Raw genomic sequence first — 17,716 nt, 5'->3', positions numbered from 1 at the left:
GTCTGTCCGGGGCTCGAGCCTCGGGCCGATGCGATGCTCGGACAAGCGGTTCGCAAGACATCATGCGAAATGAAAACGCATCCGCCGCGAGATCTCCATCTGACGAGAGGCGGGCAACGCGTGGAAGCGCCCGCGATGGCGAGGTATCCAGTCCGGCGAACGAAATGATGGCGCAGCCGTCATGCGCTCGCCGGCCAGTCGACAAATGTGCGGAGGCCGACCATGACGAAGCAGCGCCCGGATGGAATTCGCGACTACGAGGATCCCGCGGGAGGATGGGGCGCACTGAAGGCGCTGGCCTCGGCTCTCAAGCAGCAGCAGCTTCTCGTCGAGGGCATTCCGACGCTCCTGAAGCAGAACCAGCCGGGCGGCTTCGACTGTCCCGGCTGTGCCTGGCCGGATCCGAAGCACACCTCTGCGTTCGAGTTCTGCGAGAACGGCGCCAAGGCGGTGACCTGGGAGTCCACGCCCAAGCGCGCGGGCCCCGACTTTTTTGCGCAGCATACGCTTGCGTCGCTGTGGACCCGCTCGGACTTCTGGCTCGAGGACCAGGGGCGGCTGACGCATCCGCTGCGCTACGACGCCGCGACGGATCGCTACGAACCGGTCGCGTGGCAGGCCGCGTTCGACGATATCGCCGGCAGGCTCAATTCGCTCGACCATCCCGACCAGCTCGAGCTCTATACGTCGGGGCGGGCCTCGAACGAGGCGGCCTTCCTGTTCCAGCTGTTCGGCCGGCAGTTCGGGACCAACAACTTTCCGGATTGTTCGAACATGTGCCATGAGCCGACCTCGGTCGGCCTTCCGCGCTCGATCGGTGTCGGCAAGGGCACGGTCACCCTCGACGACTTCGACAAGGCCGAGCTCATCATCTCGATCGGGCACAATCCCGGCACCAATCATCCGCGGATGATGACGCCGCTGCGTAACGCGTCGCGTCGCGGCGCCAAGATCATCGTACTCAATCCGTTGCGCGAACGGGCGCTGGAGCGCTTCGAGGCGCCGCAGGCGCCGATCGAGATGGCAACGACCTCGTCGACGCCGATCGCCTCGCGCTATTTCCAAGTCAAGGTCGGAGGCGACGCCGCTGCCCTGAAGGGGATTTGCAAGGCGCTGGTCGCCAAGGACGAGGCGGCACGCGCCGCGGATCGGGCGTCGTTGCTCGATCACCCGTTCATCGCCGGCCACACCGCCAGGTTCGAGGCGTTCTCCGCCGATCTCGCAAGTTGCAGCTGGGGCGCGATCGAGCGCGCCAGCGGATTGTCACGCGCCGATCTCGAGGCGATCGCGGACGACTACGCCGCCTCGAACAGCACGATCGTCTGCTACGGCATGGGAATCACCCAGCACGTCACCGGTACTGCCAACGTGCAGCAGATCGCCAATCTGCTGCTGCTGAAGGGCAATATCGGCAAGCCGGGTGCGGGGATCTGTCCGCTGCGCGGACATTCCAACGTCCAGGGCGATCGCACCGTCGGCATCACCGAGCGGCCTTCGACCGAATTCCTCGATCGCCTCCGGGACGTGTTCGGCTTCGAGCCGCCGCGCGCCTTCGGCCATTCGGTGGTCGACAGCATCGCCGCGATGCGCGAGGGCCGCGCCAAGGCGGTGATCTGTCTGGGGGGTAATCTGGCAATGGCCGCATCCGACCCGCAGGCCTGCTTCAAGGGATTCCGTCAGCTCGACCTCGCGGTGCACCTCGCGACCAAGCTCAATCGCACGCATCTGCTGGCCGCGAGGGCGACCTATCTGTTCCCGGTGCTCGGCCGCACCGACAGCGACGTGCAGGTCTCCGGCCGCCAGGCGCTCACCGTCGAGGACTCGATGTCGATGGTCCACGCCTCCCGCGGCTTTCTCACGCCGCCCAGCGACCAGGTGCGCTCCGAACCGGCGATCCTTGCCGGCATCGCCAAAGCAACGCTCGCCGGCAGGTCGCGCGTCGACTGGGAGGCGCTCGCCGGCAACTACGATCTGATCCGCGATGCGATCGAGCAGGTCTTCCCGGAGTTCGAGGCCTACAACGACCGAATCCGCAGGCCTGGGGGATTTCAGCTGCCGAATGCAGCGGCGATGCGGATCTGGAAGACGCCCAACGGAAAGGCAAATTTCGCGATCTTCGCCGGTGTCGAGGAGGATCCGACCAGCGTGGACCCCGAGGTCCTGCGGCTCACCTCGCTGCGTGCGCACGATCAGTACAACACGACCATCTATGGCCTCAACGACCGCTACCGCGGCGTGTTCGGCCGTCGCGATGTGCTGTTGGTGAACCCGCGGGAACTGGAGCGGCTCGGCTTTGTGGAGGGCGATGTGGTCGACGTCGTCACCGCACTCGACTTCGCACGGTCCGATCGCATCGTGCAGGGATTGACCCTCGTCAGCCACAATCTGCCCGACGGGTGCTGCGCGTCCTATTACCCCGAGATCCAGCCACTGGTCGCGCTCGAATTCCGCGATCCCGACTGCCTGACGCCGTCCTACAAATCGATCCCCGTCAAGATCATGAGGGCCCAGGCGCCGCTGGCAGGAGATCGCGCCGTGACGCGCGACGGCATCGTCGGCCGCCTTCCCAACTCATGAGGGCGCGGCGCCCGCGCTCAACCCCCTCCGTCTCGCATGAACTGAACAGGATCAAACATGGATCAGTTGCTTCTCTCACGGCTGCAGTTCGCATTCACGATCGGCTATCACATCCTGTGGCCGGCCTTTACGATCGGGATCGCGTGGTTCATCGTCGTCTTGAGCGCGCTGTGGCTGCGCACGCACAATCCCGTCTATCGGCATCTGGTGCGGTTCTGGACCAAGGTGTTCGCGCTCGCCTTCGGCATGGGCGTGGTCACCGGCGTCGTCATCTCCTATCAGCTCGGGCTGAACTGGTCCGGCTACGCGCGGGCGACGGCCGACGTGATCGGGCCGCTGTTCGTGCTGGAGGTGCTCACGGCCTTCTTCCTCGAAGCCGGATTCATCGGCGTGATGCTCTATGGCGAGGAGAAGGTCGGGGAGAAGCTGCACTTCGCGGCCTGCCTGATCGTCGCGATCGGCACGGTGATTTCAGCATTCTGGATCGTGTCGGCCAATTCCTGGATGCAGACGCCGACCGCCTTCACGATCGCCTCCGACGGCCGCTTCGTCGCGACCGACTTCTGGGGCGTGGTGCTGAACCCGTCGATGCCTTACCGGCTGGCGCATATGCTGACGGCAAGCTTCATTACCGGCGGTTTCGTCGTGGTCGGCGTATCCGCGTTCTGGCTCTGGCGGGGGCGTCCCGCCGATCAGCCGGCGGCTCGCAAGGCCTTTTCGGTGTGCCTCGGCCTGATGGCGGTGCTCGTTCCCGCGCAGATGCTGATCGGCGACCAGCACGGCCTGAACACCCGCAAGTATCAGCCGATGAAGCTCGCCGCGATCGAGGCGCGCTGGGAGACGGCGCGACGCGTCCCGATCAACGTCATCGCCTGGCCGGATGAGAAGGCCGAACGCAACGAATACGCGCTCGAGATTCCGCTGCTCGGTAGTCTCATCCTGACGCATTCGCTGGATGGCGAGGTCAAGGGATTGAAGGAGGTGCCGGCATCGGAGCGCCCGCCCGTGCTTCCCGTGTTTCTCGCGTTCCGGGTCATGGTCGGCTGCGGCATGCTGCTGCTCGCCGTCGCCTTCACCGGACTCTATCTGCGCTGGCGCGGACGGCTGTTCACCGCGCGTTGGTACCAATATGTCTGCATGGGCTGCATTCCGCTCGGTTTCATCGCCACGCTCGCGGGCTGGGTGGTCACGGAGGTCGGACGGCAGCCCTATGTGATCTACGGGCAGTTCCGCACGGCACAGGCGGTGTCGCCGATCGCGACCGGCGCGGTCGCAAGCTCGATGGCGATCGCCTTTGTCCTCTACAACCTGCTGCTGCTCGGCTTCTTCTGGTACGCGGGCCGGCTGGCCTGGCGGGGCCCGATGAGCGGACTGCCGACACATCCGGCCGTGCCATTGGCGACGGTGGCCGCGGCGCTCGGACAGATTCCTCGAACCGCTGAAGGTGCGAAATGAGCATGCTCTCCAACTTCGACTTTGCCGCGTTCTTCGCGGTCAGCGCAGCGGTCGTGATCGGCCTCTACGTGGTGCTGGATGGCGTCGACCTCGGCGTCGGCATCCTGTTTCCCTTTGCGCCGCGCGCCTCCGATCGCGACGTGATGATGTCGACGCTCGAACCGTTCTGGGACGGCAACGAGACCTGGCTGGTGCTCGGCGGGATGGTGCTGCTGGCTGCATTTCCCCTGGCGTTCGCGATCCTGCTGCCGGCGTTCTACGTGCCGCTGTGCCTGATGCTGTTCGGGCTGGTGATCCGCGGCGTCGCGTTCGAATTCCGCTCTCAGGGTGGCCGGCTGGAAGTCGTCTGGTCGGCGACCTTCGCGGTCGGCTCGTTCATCGCCGCGTTCTGCCAGGGAGCCGTGCTCGGCGCCTTCGTCGGACGCAGCATCACGGTGTCGAATGGCGCGTTCGCGGGCGGCCCGTTCGACTGGCTCGGGCTGTTTTCGATCGCGACCGGACTGGGCGTCGTCGCTGCCTACGGCCTGCTCGGCGCCTGCTGGCTGGTCTGGAAGACCGGCGGATCGACGCAGAATTTCGGCCGGGAATTGATTCTGCCGACGCTGGTCGGCTCCGGCGCCGCCATTCTGCTCATCAGCCTCTGGACGCCGTTCGCGAAGCCAGAGATTGCCGAGCGCTGGTTTGCGTGGCCGGACTTTTTGTGGCTGGCGCCGCTGCCGATCATTGCGGTGGTTGCCTGGTTCGGCGTCCTGCTGACGCGCTGGAGCGAGCGCGAATGGGCGCCGCTGGCGCTGTCGCTGCTGCTGTTCGTCACCTCGCTGGCCGGGCTCGGCGCCAGCGTGTGGCCGGAGGCCATCCCGGGCGTGATGACGATCTGGCAGGCGTCATCGATGCAACGGACGCAACACATCGTCGCGGGCGCCATCGTCGTGATCCTGCCGGTCATCCTGGCCTATATCGGCTACGGTTATTGGCTGTTCCGCGGCAAGAGCAAGCCGACGCCGGAATTCCCGCAGAATTGAGAGCGTGCTGACGTCGAAATTCAATACGTTCGCCGAAGACGATCGGTCGGTTCTCGTCGAACTGACTGATCGTCTTGATCACGACACGCGCGAACGGCCGTGCCAACACCCACTCAAGGGAGGCACCCGGCCAGCGGCCGCGGCCCCGTCTTTAGCCAAACAAGGAGTCTCGCTGTGACCCGGACAGTGACCATCGCTGCAATTCTGATCGTGTCCATCGCCGAATCTGGTCCGGCGCCGGCCAGCCAATGTGCCGGCTCGATTGCGATGCTGCAGTCGAACATCGACGCGGCCATCGAGGCGCGCTCGCTGACGCAGCCGTGGCGACCGGAGAGCCTGTCGGCCCTGCGCGGCCATCAGCCGACGCCACGGTCTCTGGCCGTTGCAGAAGACGATCCTGGACTGGTGCAGGCGCTCGGCGCGCTAAATCGCGCGCGCGATGCCGATCGTGCCGGCGACATCAATCGATGCAATCGCGAGATCGCGAGCGTGAGTGCAGCCCTGCGGCACAATGTCGACATGCCGACCGCGGGCTCGAGCCGGTAAGCCTTCGCATACCTGCGTATGATGTCGGCTCGGCCTTGTTCTCCATATAGGACGGATACGCACGTGCGACGTGTGACCGTCAATGTGGAGGTCAGTGTTGTCGTATCCGTCTTGGCAGGTCGCCGACGAATCAGGTCCCGGCAGGGCGGGTTGCGTCCAGCATCGAGCCGAAGCCCCTGATCAGCCGGACCATGAGCGGGCATCCGCGCCGTCTCAGAAGTTCGATTTCAAGAGCATCGCCGCATCGATCAGTATCGTCACCGGCGTAGATGCCGCAGGCACGGCGGCTCCGCAGGGATGGCGACACCGTGCTGCGAACGGCGGCCAAGAGACTCTCTTGAGCTTTCCGGATGTCGCGCATCGATCCTCCCAGGACGGCCACCGCGTCTCCGCCGATCAAGATCCGGTCGTGACCAGACTCTCGGAGGCGCTCGCGGCCGCGGAGCGCGACCCCTCGGAGTTCTCTGCGCTCTATGCCGACGCGCTTCGGCTCGTCGCCATGGTCCGTCTCCTCAGCATCGACGGGCAAGTCGAGCCGATCCAGCAGCTGCGGCCGCCGGGGAGCGCCGGGCTTCCGAAATGGCGCCTCAGGCGGGTCTGCGACTACATTACCGCGCATCTCGGAGAGAAAGTGACATTGGCCGACATGGCGGCTGCGGCGCGATTGAGCAGGATGCATTTCGCTGCGCTGTTCCTCAAGTCGACCGGCATGCGACCGCATCAATATCTCTTGCAGCGGCGCATTGCTGCGGCAAAGGACCTTCTCAAGGAGACAGAGCTGCCGATCGTCCAGGTCGCGATCCAAGTCGGCTTCCAGACGCAGGCGCACTTCACCACCGTGTTCAAGAAGGTCACGGGCGCGACACCGGCAAAATGGCGGGACGCCGTGACGCTGCATGGCTTGGGGGATGAGCGGGTCGCTGCGCCTGTTGAGAACAGCTTGGGGAGCTGAGCCTGTCTCTGCCGGCAAGCTGCAAGCGGCGTCGGCCAGCGTGCGAGTGAAGGGGGCTGATTTAACACCAGAGTACAGTGTCGGTCGCCGGATCGGATTGGCATAGTCGTGCCACCCATGTGGAGATAGGCAAATGATCTACGAGCGTCCGGTCGACAATTGCATGTCGAAGCTCCCGATGCCTCTGTTCGCTTCCGAAGCGAACGCCGAAAGTCATCACCGCATCGCCAACAGTCTTCAGCTGGTGGCGTCCATGATCTCGCTGGAGAGCACGCAGATCCATGATGACCGGGCGCGGCAGAGCTTGAAGATGGCGGGCGTGAGAATCCAGGCCATCGCAGGCGTGCATCGCAGGCTCTATTCCGCCCCCGAAGTCGACTGCCTCGACCTCGCCAGCTACCTGACGTCCTTAACCGAGGAGCTCGGGCCTCTCTGTCTGCCGTCTCTGAATTCGGGGAAGCTGGTCGCCGATCTGCGTCCCGTGACAGTCAGACCGGAAACGGCGACGAGCCTTGGCCTCATCGTTGCCGAGGCTGTCGTGAATGCCTGCAAGTACGCCTACAGTGACGGCCGACGGGGCGATATCGTGATTCAGGTCACCCGCGCGACGGCCGATCACGGCCGCTTGTCGATCAGCGATACTGGGCGTGGCATGCCGGCCGGCGCTCGCGCGTTGACCTCCGGCTTTGGCGGCCGGGTGATCGACCTAGCGGCGGAGCGGATCGGTGCCAGCATCTGTTATGAGGACAATCGGCCTGGAACACGGCTCGTTGTCCAGTTTCCGGCTCATCCTCCCATCTGACCTTCGCCGCGGTGGTGAGACCCTACGACGCGGCGCGGCGGATCAGTCCGAGAGGCAGGTGTTTGGAGATATGCGAACCGGCGTCGATGTGCGGGCCCGGGCGCTGCGCTGAGGCCGAGGTTTGCTTCGGAAAACAAAAGTGCAGGCCGGGAAGCAGTCGAGCGACGTTGCTGAACCAGGATCAGGCATTGCGCATGTCTGGCGGCTCGCCGGAATAATCGAGACGGCTTCGGCGCCGCGGCAAATGAGCCATTGCTGAGATCAGCTCGGCTGATTTGACAATCGCCCGGATTGGGCTCGGGCATACAAGGAAAGCGGGAGCGCCGATGAGCTCGGCGCGTCCCGGATGCGTCTCGAGTGGCTCAGTGCGCCGTCGCCGGATGGGCCTTGGTGAACAGCAGATCCGGATTGGCGGTGCATTCTCCACCGGCGCCCGACGCGCTCGCCCGGCACTGCGCCAGCGTCTGGTACTCGCACTCGAGGCTGTTCGCCGAACCGTAGTCGACGCACCATTTGTTGGACGCAGCGGAGGCCGCAGTCGCCGTCAACATTCCGACGCCCACAATCGACAACACCAAGAGCTTCTTCATCGTTCGATCCTCGTGCAACCGGCAACCATTTGCCGTGCCGTATCACTTGCGTGGCGGTCTCCCTTATCGTTTTCAAATGTCATGACAGTCTTCGAATTCGAACGGCCGGGCAGGCAAACGAAGGTTTGTCCAGCCTCTCCTCAGCCATGGCCGCAAGGGAGCTCCGTTCATCGTGCTCGTGAAGCGATGTCGGTAAACCTTGGTATGATGGAGGTCGTTCGTCCCTGAAGCCATGTGGATTGCGTTCAGCGTCAGGGGGGTCGCCCGATATGACTGCATCGTACGAAGACGGTCGCGGTGGTCGACTGAATTGGCGGGGCTTGCGGCACGCAACGCTGGCGTGGTTTCAACCGCTCGGGCCACGGATTCTGTTCGGTCTGCGCCTGGCTGCGTCGGTCTGCCTGGCTCTGTTCATCACCTATTATCTCGAGCTGCAGAATGCGTTCTGGGCTGCAACGACGGCTGCCATCGTCTGCCAGCCGAATCTTGGTGCCTCCATCCAGAAGGGACGATTTCGAGCGATCGGCTCCGGCATCGGCGCCGTGGTCATCGTGGCGCTGCTTGCGATCTGTCCTCAGCAGCGAGAGCCGATGCTGTTGCTGCTGGCCGTATTCTGCGGCGCATGCGCCGCGGCGGCAACCCTGCTGCGCAATCTGGCTGCCTACGCCGCCGCCTTGGCGGGCATCACCGGCGCGGTCATCTTCGCCGACACCGTGACCGATCCATCCTCCGCCGCATTCCTGGCCATCGTCCGCGTCGGAGAGATCTGTATCGGCGTGGGCGCCGCGTGTGTTGTGGCCCTGCTGACTGATCGTGGGACTGCGGGACGGGTCCTCTCTCAGACCGTCTCTCGAATCTCGGTGAAGCTGTTTCGCGGCTTCTTCGCGGACGTTGCGTCCGGGTCGGTGACAGGGAGAGGGCGTGCCGGACGCATCGAGATCGCGCGGGAGCTGGGTCCCTTGAACCTTGCGATCGACGCGGCGCTGGGGGAGCAGTCGCTCGTTGGCGATCGCGGCCGGCTGCGCAGGATTCCGATGAAGCTGCTGGATGCGCTGACGAGCTGGCGCAACGCCGCCCACGGTCACGACGAAACTACATCGATGGTCGGCCGGGGAGAGCTCCTGGAGCTGCTCGGGACAATTGACGCCGCGCAGCTTGAAAGCGATCCGGCTGGATTGCGAAGGGACTGCCAGGCCGCGCTTGCTGAGATCGACGGGTTGCGCAGCCGCGATGCCGTGAGTGCATCGCTGTCGGACGCAGCGGCAGCCATCCTGCGGAGCCTCGAGGCGTCAGCCGATGGCATGCTGGCAAGAGGCTCGCTGATCGGAACGGGGCGCGCAGGCTGGCCGGCTTTTCCGGTGATCGCCGATCCGCTTCCGGCTCTCGTCAACGGCGCCCGGACCGCGGCGGCCGTGATGTGCACCGCCTGGTTCTGGGTGGTCACGGCGTGGCCCTCGGGTCCGTTCGCGATCGTTTTCGCCGTGATCGCCACGTTGATCTTTGCGTCGTTCGGAGACCTGGCGCGCGATCTCGCACGGGACTATACGATCGGGGTCACGCTGATGGCCGTCGTGGGTGGCGTGCTCTATTTCGGAGTGTTGCCCGCTTTCTCCAGTTTCGCCGCGCTGATCAGTGTGTTGTCGGTGCTGTTCGTCTGGCTGGGCGCGATGCAGGCGGGACAGTGGCATAGCGTTGTCTTCCTCGCGATGACGATCTCGTCGCTGCCGCTGCTCGGCGTCGGCAATCCGATCGTCTACGACGCGGCCGCATACTTCAATCTCGCGCTGGCGATCATGGCGGGGAGTGCGGTGGGCGCGCTGTTCTTTGTCGCGATCCCTGTCATACCACCAGTGGTTCGCGCGCGGCGGCTCATCGCTCTGTCGGCGCGAGACCTTCGTCGTCTGATGGCCGGCGCGTGGACGCCGGATCGACGCCGCTGGACCGCGATCATGGCGCGACGCATCGAGGTGCTTCCACTGCAAGCCGCGGTGGAGGATGCCGCTGACCTGCTCGCGCTCTATGCGGTGGGCCGGGCAGCCTTGCGGCTGGAGCAGACGGCTCCGGACGTCCGCACACAGCGAGCGGTTCGGACCGCGCTGAAGGCGTTCGCCGAGGGCCGTCCATTCGCGGCGCGATCCATGCTCGTGTCATGGTGTCGCGAGAACCGGGCCGTCGACGCTGCGACTGACGAAGCGCGGATCGCGTGCCAATCGGACGCCGCTGTCATCATCGATGCGATCGACAATCATGCAGGATTGCTGGCGGAGCCGCTCCGCTTCTGGCAGCTCCCCGGCACGGCGTTCAAGTGAGGTCAGACGAGATGTATCGGGAGATCAATCTGTTCGGCGTCTACTTCGCGCCGTTTGTTGGGATGCTGCTGCTCGCCTGGGTGGCGACCCTGCCGCTCAGCTTTCTCGGAGCGCGGCTGCGAATGAATCGGCTGGTCTGGCATCCCGGCCTCTTCAACCTATCCATCTACGTGATCGTCCTCTCCGCCATCGTGGTCGTCTCAGGAGCGTTGCAATGACCGCCGTTGATGCTCAGCAGAAGCGTCGGACGCTGCCGAAGCAGCTCCTGTCGGTTCTGGTCACGCTCGGCACGGTTGCTGTTGCCGCCTATGCGGCGTGGATGATGTGGCAGGCCTACATGGCGGCGCCATGGACGCGCGACGGCACGGTCCGGGCATACGTCATCGCGGTGACCCCGCAGGTCTCGGGCCGGATCGCGGAGCTCGACGTCAAGGCGGCGCAGTCCGTGCGCAAGGGTGATGTCTTGATGAAGATCGATCCGGCCGACTTTGAAATTGCGCTGGCGAGCGCGGAAGCAACCGTTGCCAGCGCGAAGGCCGATCTCGACAACAAGCAGGCCGAGGCCGAGCGGCGCGCCCGCCTGACCTCGCTGGCTGTCTCAAAGGAGGAGCAGCAGATCTATACGGCGGCGGCCGACATGGCGGCTGCGACCTACCGTCAGGCCCTCAGCAACCGGGACAAGGCGCGCCTGGCGCTCAGTCGCACCGTGATCGTCTCGCCTGTCGATGGATACGTCACCAACCTGGTTATTCAGCCGGGTGATTACGCGACGAGCGACCAGCGCGCGCTGTCGGTCGTCGACAAGGACAGCTTCTGGGTTGATGCCTATCTCGAGGAGACGCTGCTGCGCAGAGTTCGGGTTGGCGATAAAGCGCGCGTCGCCCTGATGGCCTATCCCGAACCGCTGGCGGGATCCGTCGTCGGCATCGAGCGGGGGATCGCCGTCCCCAACGCCGAGTCCGATCCATCCGGCCTCGCGACGGTCAATCCTGTGTTTACCTGGGTGCGTCTGGCTCAGCGGGTCCCGGTTCGGATCGCGCTCGACAATGTCCCTCCATCGGTTGTGCTGGCCGCTGGCCTGACCGCGACGGTTTCGATCGATCCGAGCAGCGCTCCCGCAGGAGCAGATCTAGTTGTCCCGTCTGCGTCGAAATAGAATGACATCGTCAGCTTAGAGCTGACGCTCAGATTCGGGCGCGATGACGAAACTCCCCCGGCGCGACGCCGACGTGACGACGAAAGGCTCGTGAAAAAGTTGCCTGCGACGAGAAGCGGCAGACATGCGCGATCGTCGCCAGAGGCAGGTCGCTGCGCTTCAGCAGATCGAGTGCCTGATCGAGTCTGCGTTCACTGATGAAGCGGTACGGCGGTGTTCCGGTTGCTTCTCGGAACGCCCGGGCAAAATGGTGCTTGCTCAGGCAGGCCACGTCCGACAGCTTGGAGAGCGAGATATCTTGGTCGATGTTGGCCTGAATGTACTCCAGGACCCGCGTCAGTCTGACGTCGTCGAGCTTGCCGTGTCCGCTGCCGTGATCCAGGTCCAATCGAGGGCCGTCGCTGGAATAGCTCGTGATGAGATGGGCGACCAGAGATTGTGTGAGACATTCGACGAGCAGCTTTCCACCACTGCTTTCCTCTTGAGCCTCGCGATAGATCCGCAGGCAGATCTGCCGCACCAGTTCGTCGTTGACATCGGCAAGATAGGCGACACTCGCCGGCGTTAGCGATCTCGAGCTCAGTTCTGACAAACTCTCGAACTGGGACTTTGCCAGAAAAATGTGCAGCACCTCCGGAAGATGCTCAGTGATCCTGATCGAATCCTCGGTGACGCCGATGGGGCAGAACCACAATGTCCCGGATCTCGCGGCCGTCTTCTGAAAGCTGCCGCCGGCGCAACGCTCCACCCGTCCCGACGCAGAGCCTGCAATCGCCAGGGTGATTTCCATCTCATCAGGGATCGGGGCCGGTATGTCGCACGCAGGATGACTGCGAACCTGGAGGCCAACCCCTTGCCAACCGCGCCCTTCGGACGACAGCAGAAGGTCTGCAGCAGGGAATTTCCGGTCTCCGAACGCCTCAAGCCCCGGCATCTGGTCTAGCTCCACATCGTCGATCCGCGTTCGCAATGCCCTGCAATGTGGGCCGGGCCGGTCGCCGGATCAAGGATATCAATTCTGGCAAAAACTTCGCTGGTTCATGCAAAGACCCGGCCAGGTGGCTGATATAGGCCTGAACATCAGGTCAACGTCAGCGGTGAGATCCAAGCTTGGCAACGTGCAAGACGACATGTCAGGCCAAAACGCCCGCCGAGGACGTATCCGGCTTGGCCAGTCTCTACGAGGCTATCGATGGCCGTTGGTGGTCCGACCTTGCCCTGACGTTTGCCGGTCAGGCCGAGGGAATCGAGACCTATTTCGCCGCGGATAAAGCGGGGGAAAGGTGGCGCGTCCGGAGTGCGGCGGCCGGGACGTCGGCAGGCACGCGTTTGGAGCGCGAGGCGGCCATTGCAGCCCGGATTGGTGGCGACGCGGCCGAGCGACCTGCCTATGTCGGCCATCGAGACAAGATCGTCCTGGTTTATCCGGCCGATGTGTATCACACGCTGGCGGACACTCCTCCCGGAGAGGTCTCGTTCGATCGATTTCTTGGGATTGCCGAACGTGCGGCAATCTCGCTGATGCGGGTTCACGCGTCCGACATTGTTCACGGCGCTCTCGAGCCGGCCAAAGTACTCATTGATGAGCAGGGCGGGGTGTGTTTCGCGGATTTCGGACGGGCGCATGTGTCGGGACAGGAGCTTGCATCCGACGTCCCCGAGTTCGCCAGCGCCAATTTCCGATACGCGGCACCTGAGCAGACCAGACGCGAACGGCCCGTCATGGACCAGCGCAGCGATCTGTACGCCCTTGGCGCAATCCTCTACGAATTCCTGGTTGGTCGCCCTCCCTTGCTTGCCGGGAGTATCGCCGAGTGGCTCCATGCCCATGTCGCCATTACCGTGCCGGCGCCGAGCCTGGTTCGGGCGGGGATTCCGCCCGTCATCGATCAGGTTCTGCTCAAGCTGTTGGCAAAGGAGCCGAGCCGGCGATATCAATCCGCCGAAGAGCTTCGGGCCGATGTCGCGGGCATCATCGCGTCGAAGACGAGGGCAGGGCGCGACGGCGTCTACCGCAGCCCTGAAGCGACGTTCGCAGTCAGGGAACGGCTCGCTGAGTCTCTCGTCGGCCGCCGCGCGGAAGTCGAGCGCCTCGCGCAGTCGTTCCGCAACGTCCGGCAATCCGGCAGAACCGAGATGGTGTTGTTGTCGGGGGCTCCGGGAACGGGGAAATCGTCTCTCGTCAGCCATCTGCTGAAGAGCTTGGACCGGAATGACGCCATCAGCGCTATGGGAAAAGGAGACCCGCTGCGCAAGGCGATCCCGTACGCGCCCATCGTCCAGGCGTTGCGTTCGGCTTTGGAAGGTCTCCATTCGCATGATCAGCACGTTCGAAACGCCGTGCACAGTCGCCTCGCCGAGGTGCCTGGCTGCAGCCGGTTGTTGGCCGATCTCATTCCCGATGTCGAGCTCGTGCAGGGCGGAAGCCAGCCACTCCCCGAGGTGCCAGCTCATCTCGCGCAGGTTCGAACGACGCGGATCCTGCGCGAAACGTTCGCTGCCATTGCTTCGGCACAGGTGCCGCTCATCCTGTTCTTCGACGATTTGCAGTGGTTCGATGGCGCCAGTCTGGACCTCGCAAAGGCGATGCTCGGTGCGAATTCCGCGCCCATCTTGCTGATCTGCAGTTGCCGCAGCGACGATGGTGTCGACCGTCTGTGGCGAGATTTGTCCGATGAAGCCATGGCTTCGGGCATTTCCTGCACCGACATCCGTTTGTCCTCTCTGGCGCCGGTCGAGACTGCCGAACTGGTCGCTTTTGCCTTGGGCCAGGCTGTTGATCGGATCGGAGAGCTGTCGGCGATCATCCATCGCGAGACCAAGGGCAGCCCGTTCTACATCAGCCAGCTCTTGCATAAATTCACCGACGAGCAGGTCATCGCATTCGACCCGAGACGGCAGGAATGGGGGTGGGATCAGGCCCGTCTTCTTCAAGGCTGTACCGTCGTGGAATTCATGGCGCGTCGTCTCTCGGCCTTGCCGGAGCGTGAGCGCCATTTGCTTCGGACGCTCGCCTTTCTGGGCAGGCATGCGTCGGTCGGTGTTCTCTCCGCCCTGATGGCGACGTCCCATGACGAGACCCTTCAGCTGGCAGAGAAGCTCATGCAGGCCAATCTGCTCGCTCGCGGCGGGGACCACCTCACCTTCTCGCATGACCGCGTTCGTGAGGCCGCTTACTCGCTCATCGACGACGAGAGTCGGCCGATCGAGCACTTGCGCATTGCTCGCCATTTCCTCGCTCATCGTGACTTCGGCTCCGACCTGACGCTCGACATCGCATCGCAGATCGAACGCGCCGATCGAAGCCGGTTGGAATATGGCGAGCGTCTTGCGTTCGCCCGCGTGCTGCTGGCCGCGGCCCGTCACTCGCGCTCCACGGGAGCAGTGGACCAGGCCTTGCGATTTCTCGACGTCGCTGCCGACCTGCGATCGGATGGCGGCGCGGCGGATCCCGAGTTTCCGGCATTCGCCACGGAGTGGCTGCGCTGCGACTGCCTGCTTGCGCTCGCCCGCGTTGAGGAAGCCCTGCAGGGACTCGACGTCTTGCTGGATGTCGCCGTCGCGCCCGTGGAAATCGCCGACACCTATCGTCTGCGGGCGTTAGCGCTGATCATCAGGTCGCAATATAATCAGGCGATCGAGGCCGCATTGCTCGGCCTCTCGGCGATCGGTATTGCCATCGAGCGTCTGCCTGCTCTGGATGATCTGGAGCGGCTCTATCAAGCCTGCTGCGTGCGGCTGCAAGAACTCACCCCCGACGGATTTCTGGCTCTCCCCGACGCCTCCGACGAGGTTGCGCGCACCGCACTTCCCCTGCTGTCGACGCTGATCTCCTCGTCCTTCGTGCCGGGTGACCTGCGCTTTCTTCACGTTCTCAAGATCGTGGAAGTCACCTTGAACCATGGCGTTACGCCGGAATCGGCCTATGGCCTCGCATGGTTCGGCGTCTACGGTGCGCATCACTTCGCGGCTTACGAGCAGGGATTGCTCTGGGCTGAAACGGCCTGCCGGATGGTCGAACGGGAAGGCTACGAAGCGCAGCGAACTGCCGCGCTCCTTGCGCTCGACCAGGTCAGCGTCTGGACCAAGCCGATGCGCTTTGCGCTCGATCGGGCCCGCGACGGCGTCCGTGTGGGGCAGGCTGCGGGCGATCTGGGGATGGCGTGCTACGCGCGCAATCATGTCGCTTCCAATCTCCTCGTGGTCGGCGAACCGCTCCCGGCCGTTCGGGCCGAGATCACGGAGGGACTGAGATACACGAGCGAGATAGGATACAGGGATATCGAGCTCATCCTGGACGCCCAGATGCGCCTCGCCACTGCGCTGCTGACGGGCGAAAATGACCGTCAGCGAGGTCCTGACGACGCCTCCGCCGCGTCGGTCATTACCCAATTCTGGGTGCATCATTACGCCGGCGTCACGGCATTCCTGTTCAATCGAGATGGCGCTGCGCTGCGCCATCTCGAAATGGCGATGGATCTATCCTGGTCCGCGCCGGCTCACATCGATACGGCGCAGTGCTGCTTCTTCTTCGCGCTGGCGTCGTGCCGATCGATCGCGGGCGGCCGGCCGGCCGACGACAAGGTGGCGCGCCTCGATGCGGCGCGCGCGCGCTTTGCTGCCTGGGCGCGATTGAATCCGGATACGTTCGAGAGCAAGTCGCTTCTGCTCGAAGCCGAGGCTGCGCGGCTGAGCGGCGGCGGCGCGGCCGCGCAGAAATTGTACGAGCAGGCGGCCCGTGCCGCCGAGAAGACCGGCTTCATCCATGACCAGGCGCTGGCTCATGAACTGGCGGGGCAATATTATCTGGAGGCGGGTCTGTCTGCTCCGGCCCAGGGGTGCCTGATCGCTGCGGAGGCTTGCTACCGACAATGGGGGGCGACCGGCAAGGCCACCCATCTCGCGGTTCGCTTTCCGCAGAGGTCGGAGAGAACCAGCCTGTCGGAGGACGCCGTCAGCCAGCGGGAGCTCGATCTCGCGGCTCTGACGGCGGCGGCGCAGACCCTGGCCGAGGAGGTCGGACTCGAGCAGGTGCTTCGCACCTTGATGCGCAGCATGATCATCCATGCAGGCGCGCAGTTCGGGCTGTTTCTGCTGGTTCAGGACGGCGTGCCGGGCATCGAGGCCTCGGCGTGGGTGGAGAACCAGGGCATCCGGGTCGATCTCTACAGCGCCGTTCCGTCCGACGATGATCTTCCGATCTCGCTGCTGACATCCGTCATGAGGACGAAAAAGGCGGTCACCTTTGCGGACGTGTCCACGGATGCTCCCGAGCTCGACGCTCCCGGGCCGCGCCATCGCGGCGCCCGCTCGCTGGCCTGCATTCCCTTCATCAAGCGGGGTGATCTCGTCGGCGTGCTGTATCTGGAGAACTCTCTCTCCGCCAACGTCTTCACGCCGAGCCGGACCGCCATGCTGGAGGTGCTTGCGGCGCAGGCTGCGATCTCGCTCGATGCGGCAAGGCTGTATCGCAACCTGATCGACGAAAACAGACGGCGGGCCGAGGCGGAGTTTGAATTGCGCGAGGCCCGCGCGGAGCTGGGGCGGACCTCGCAGATGACGGCGCTCGGCAGCTTCGCCGCTTCGATCGTTCACGAGATCAATCAGCCGATCGCCAGCATCATCACGCAGACCGAGGCGGCGCTGCGGTGGCTGAACAGGGACACGCCTGATATCGCGGAGGTGACCCAAGGGCTGATCAGGATCAGGAATTCCGGCCGCCGTACCGCCGACATCGTGAAATCGCTGCGATCGCTGGGCAAGCAGGCGCCGGCCACGTTCTCGCCGATCTCCCTGGAGGAAGTCGTGGAGGAAGTCGTGCGGCTGATCGCAGATGATCTCGACGCCGGTCACGTGAAAATCATGGTCGAGCTCGCCGAGCAGCGGCGCACCATTTCCGCCGACCGCGTTCAGCTTCAGCAGGTCATCTTCAACCTGGTGACGAATGCGATCCACGCGATGGCGGAGACCGAGCAGGCCGTCCGCCGCGTGGTGATCAGGACCGTCGCCGCCGATGATGGCACGGTGCGACTCTCGATCGAGGACAATGGCTGCGGCATGTCGGACGAGATCAGGAGCAAGATCTTCGATCCGTTCTTCACGACCAAGACGACCGGAATGGGCGTCGGATTGGCGATCTGCCGTTCGATCGTGGAACTGCATCGGGGAACGATCGGCGTTCGATCCACGCTCGGACAGGGAAGCACGTTCGACATCAGCATCCCCGTTGCGGAGGAGCCCGTCGCGTCCCGAACGGGACGCGAAGATGATCGCGTATCGTGACGCCGCCGCGAGTCCTGAACAGCAT

Annotated in this window: 12 protein-coding genes; 10 read left to right on the top strand and 2 right to left on the bottom strand. The window is 64.3% G+C overall.

The window, feature by feature from the left end; all coding sequences use genetic code 11:
* Window positions 1–222: 222 nt before the first annotated feature.
* The 6 genes from ACQR1L_RS08195 (at window position 223) to ACQR1L_RS08170 (ending at window position 7,354) form a co-directional block, all read left to right on the top strand.
* Complete coding sequence (locus ACQR1L_RS08195; RefSeq protein ID WP_434857449.1) at window positions 223–2,577, top strand: FdhF/YdeP family oxidoreductase; 2,355 nt, start codon at window positions 223–225, stop codon at window positions 2,575–2,577.
* Window positions 2,578–2,634: 57 nt separating this feature from the next.
* Window positions 2,635–4,032, top strand: a complete 1,398-nt coding sequence (locus ACQR1L_RS08190; RefSeq protein WP_434857448.1) for a cytochrome ubiquinol oxidase subunit I — start codon at window positions 2,635–2,637, stop codon at window positions 4,030–4,032.
* A complete protein-coding gene (locus ACQR1L_RS08185) occupies window positions 4,029–5,054 on the top strand; it encodes a cytochrome d ubiquinol oxidase subunit II (RefSeq protein WP_434857447.1) in 1,026 nt (341 codons plus the stop codon). Before ACQR1L_RS08190 ends, ACQR1L_RS08185 begins: the two co-directional genes overlap by 4 nt.
* 174 nt (window positions 5,055–5,228) lie before the next feature.
* The gene (locus ACQR1L_RS08180) at window positions 5,229–5,600 is read left to right on the top strand and encodes a hypothetical protein (RefSeq protein WP_434857446.1); all 372 of its coding nucleotides are present in this window, start codon (window positions 5,229–5,231) and stop codon (window positions 5,598–5,600) included.
* 94 nt (window positions 5,601–5,694) lie between these two features.
* Complete coding sequence (locus ACQR1L_RS08175; RefSeq protein WP_434857445.1) at window positions 5,695–6,552, top strand: helix-turn-helix domain-containing protein; 858 nt, start codon at window positions 5,695–5,697, stop codon at window positions 6,550–6,552.
* Between the two features lie 133 nt (window positions 6,553–6,685).
* Window positions 6,686–7,354, top strand: coding sequence for a sensor histidine kinase (locus tag ACQR1L_RS08170; RefSeq protein WP_434857444.1), 669 nt, complete (start codon window positions 6,686–6,688; stop codon window positions 7,352–7,354).
* Window positions 7,355–7,716: 362 nt separating this feature from the next.
* Here ACQR1L_RS08170 and ACQR1L_RS08165 read toward each other — a convergent pair whose 3' ends face one another.
* On the bottom strand, window positions 7,717–7,944 hold the full coding sequence (locus ACQR1L_RS08165; protein ID WP_434857443.1) for a DUF3551 domain-containing protein: 228 nt from the start codon (window positions 7,942–7,944) through the stop codon (window positions 7,717–7,719).
* A gap of 269 nt (window positions 7,945–8,213) precedes the next feature.
* On the opposite strand from ACQR1L_RS08165, the gene ACQR1L_RS08160 reads away from it, so the two are divergent.
* The 3 genes from ACQR1L_RS08160 to ACQR1L_RS08150 are packed head-to-tail and all read left to right on the top strand — an operon-like array spanning window position 8,214 to window position 11,409.
* A complete protein-coding gene (locus tag ACQR1L_RS08160; protein ID WP_434857442.1) occupies window positions 8,214–10,253 on the top strand; it encodes an FUSC family protein in 2,040 nt (679 codons plus the stop codon).
* An 11-nt stretch (window positions 10,254–10,264) separates the two neighbouring features.
* A complete protein-coding gene (locus tag ACQR1L_RS08155; protein WP_434857441.1) occupies window positions 10,265–10,471 on the top strand; it encodes a DUF1656 domain-containing protein in 207 nt (68 codons plus the stop codon).
* Window positions 10,468–11,409: an efflux RND transporter periplasmic adaptor subunit gene (locus ACQR1L_RS08150; RefSeq protein WP_434857440.1), complete on the top strand. Its 942-nt coding sequence runs from the start codon at window positions 10,468–10,470 to the stop codon at window positions 11,407–11,409. The genes ACQR1L_RS08155 and ACQR1L_RS08150 overlap by 4 nt, the downstream gene beginning before the upstream one ends.
* A 28-nt stretch (window positions 11,410–11,437) precedes the next feature.
* Here ACQR1L_RS08150 and ACQR1L_RS08145 read toward each other — a convergent pair whose 3' ends face one another.
* Window positions 11,438–12,343: a helix-turn-helix domain-containing protein gene (locus ACQR1L_RS08145; protein ID WP_434857439.1), complete on the bottom strand. Its 906-nt coding sequence runs from the start codon at window positions 12,341–12,343 to the stop codon at window positions 11,438–11,440.
* A 233-nt stretch (window positions 12,344–12,576) separates the two neighbouring features.
* On the opposite strand from ACQR1L_RS08145, the gene ACQR1L_RS08140 reads away from it, so the two are divergent.
* A complete protein-coding gene (locus tag ACQR1L_RS08140) occupies window positions 12,577–17,691 on the top strand; it encodes a trifunctional serine/threonine-protein kinase/ATP-binding protein/sensor histidine kinase (RefSeq protein ID WP_434857438.1) in 5,115 nt (1,704 codons plus the stop codon).
* Window positions 17,692–17,716 lie beyond the last annotated feature (25 nt).

It is taken from the genome of Bradyrhizobium sp. HKCCYLR20261 (assembly GCF_051168435.1).
In the GTDB taxonomy this organism is placed as follows: domain Bacteria; phylum Pseudomonadota; class Alphaproteobacteria; order Rhizobiales; family Xanthobacteraceae; genus Bradyrhizobium.
Note: the sequence above shows the minus strand (reverse complement) of the source record. Positions and strands in the feature narration are given on the sequence as shown.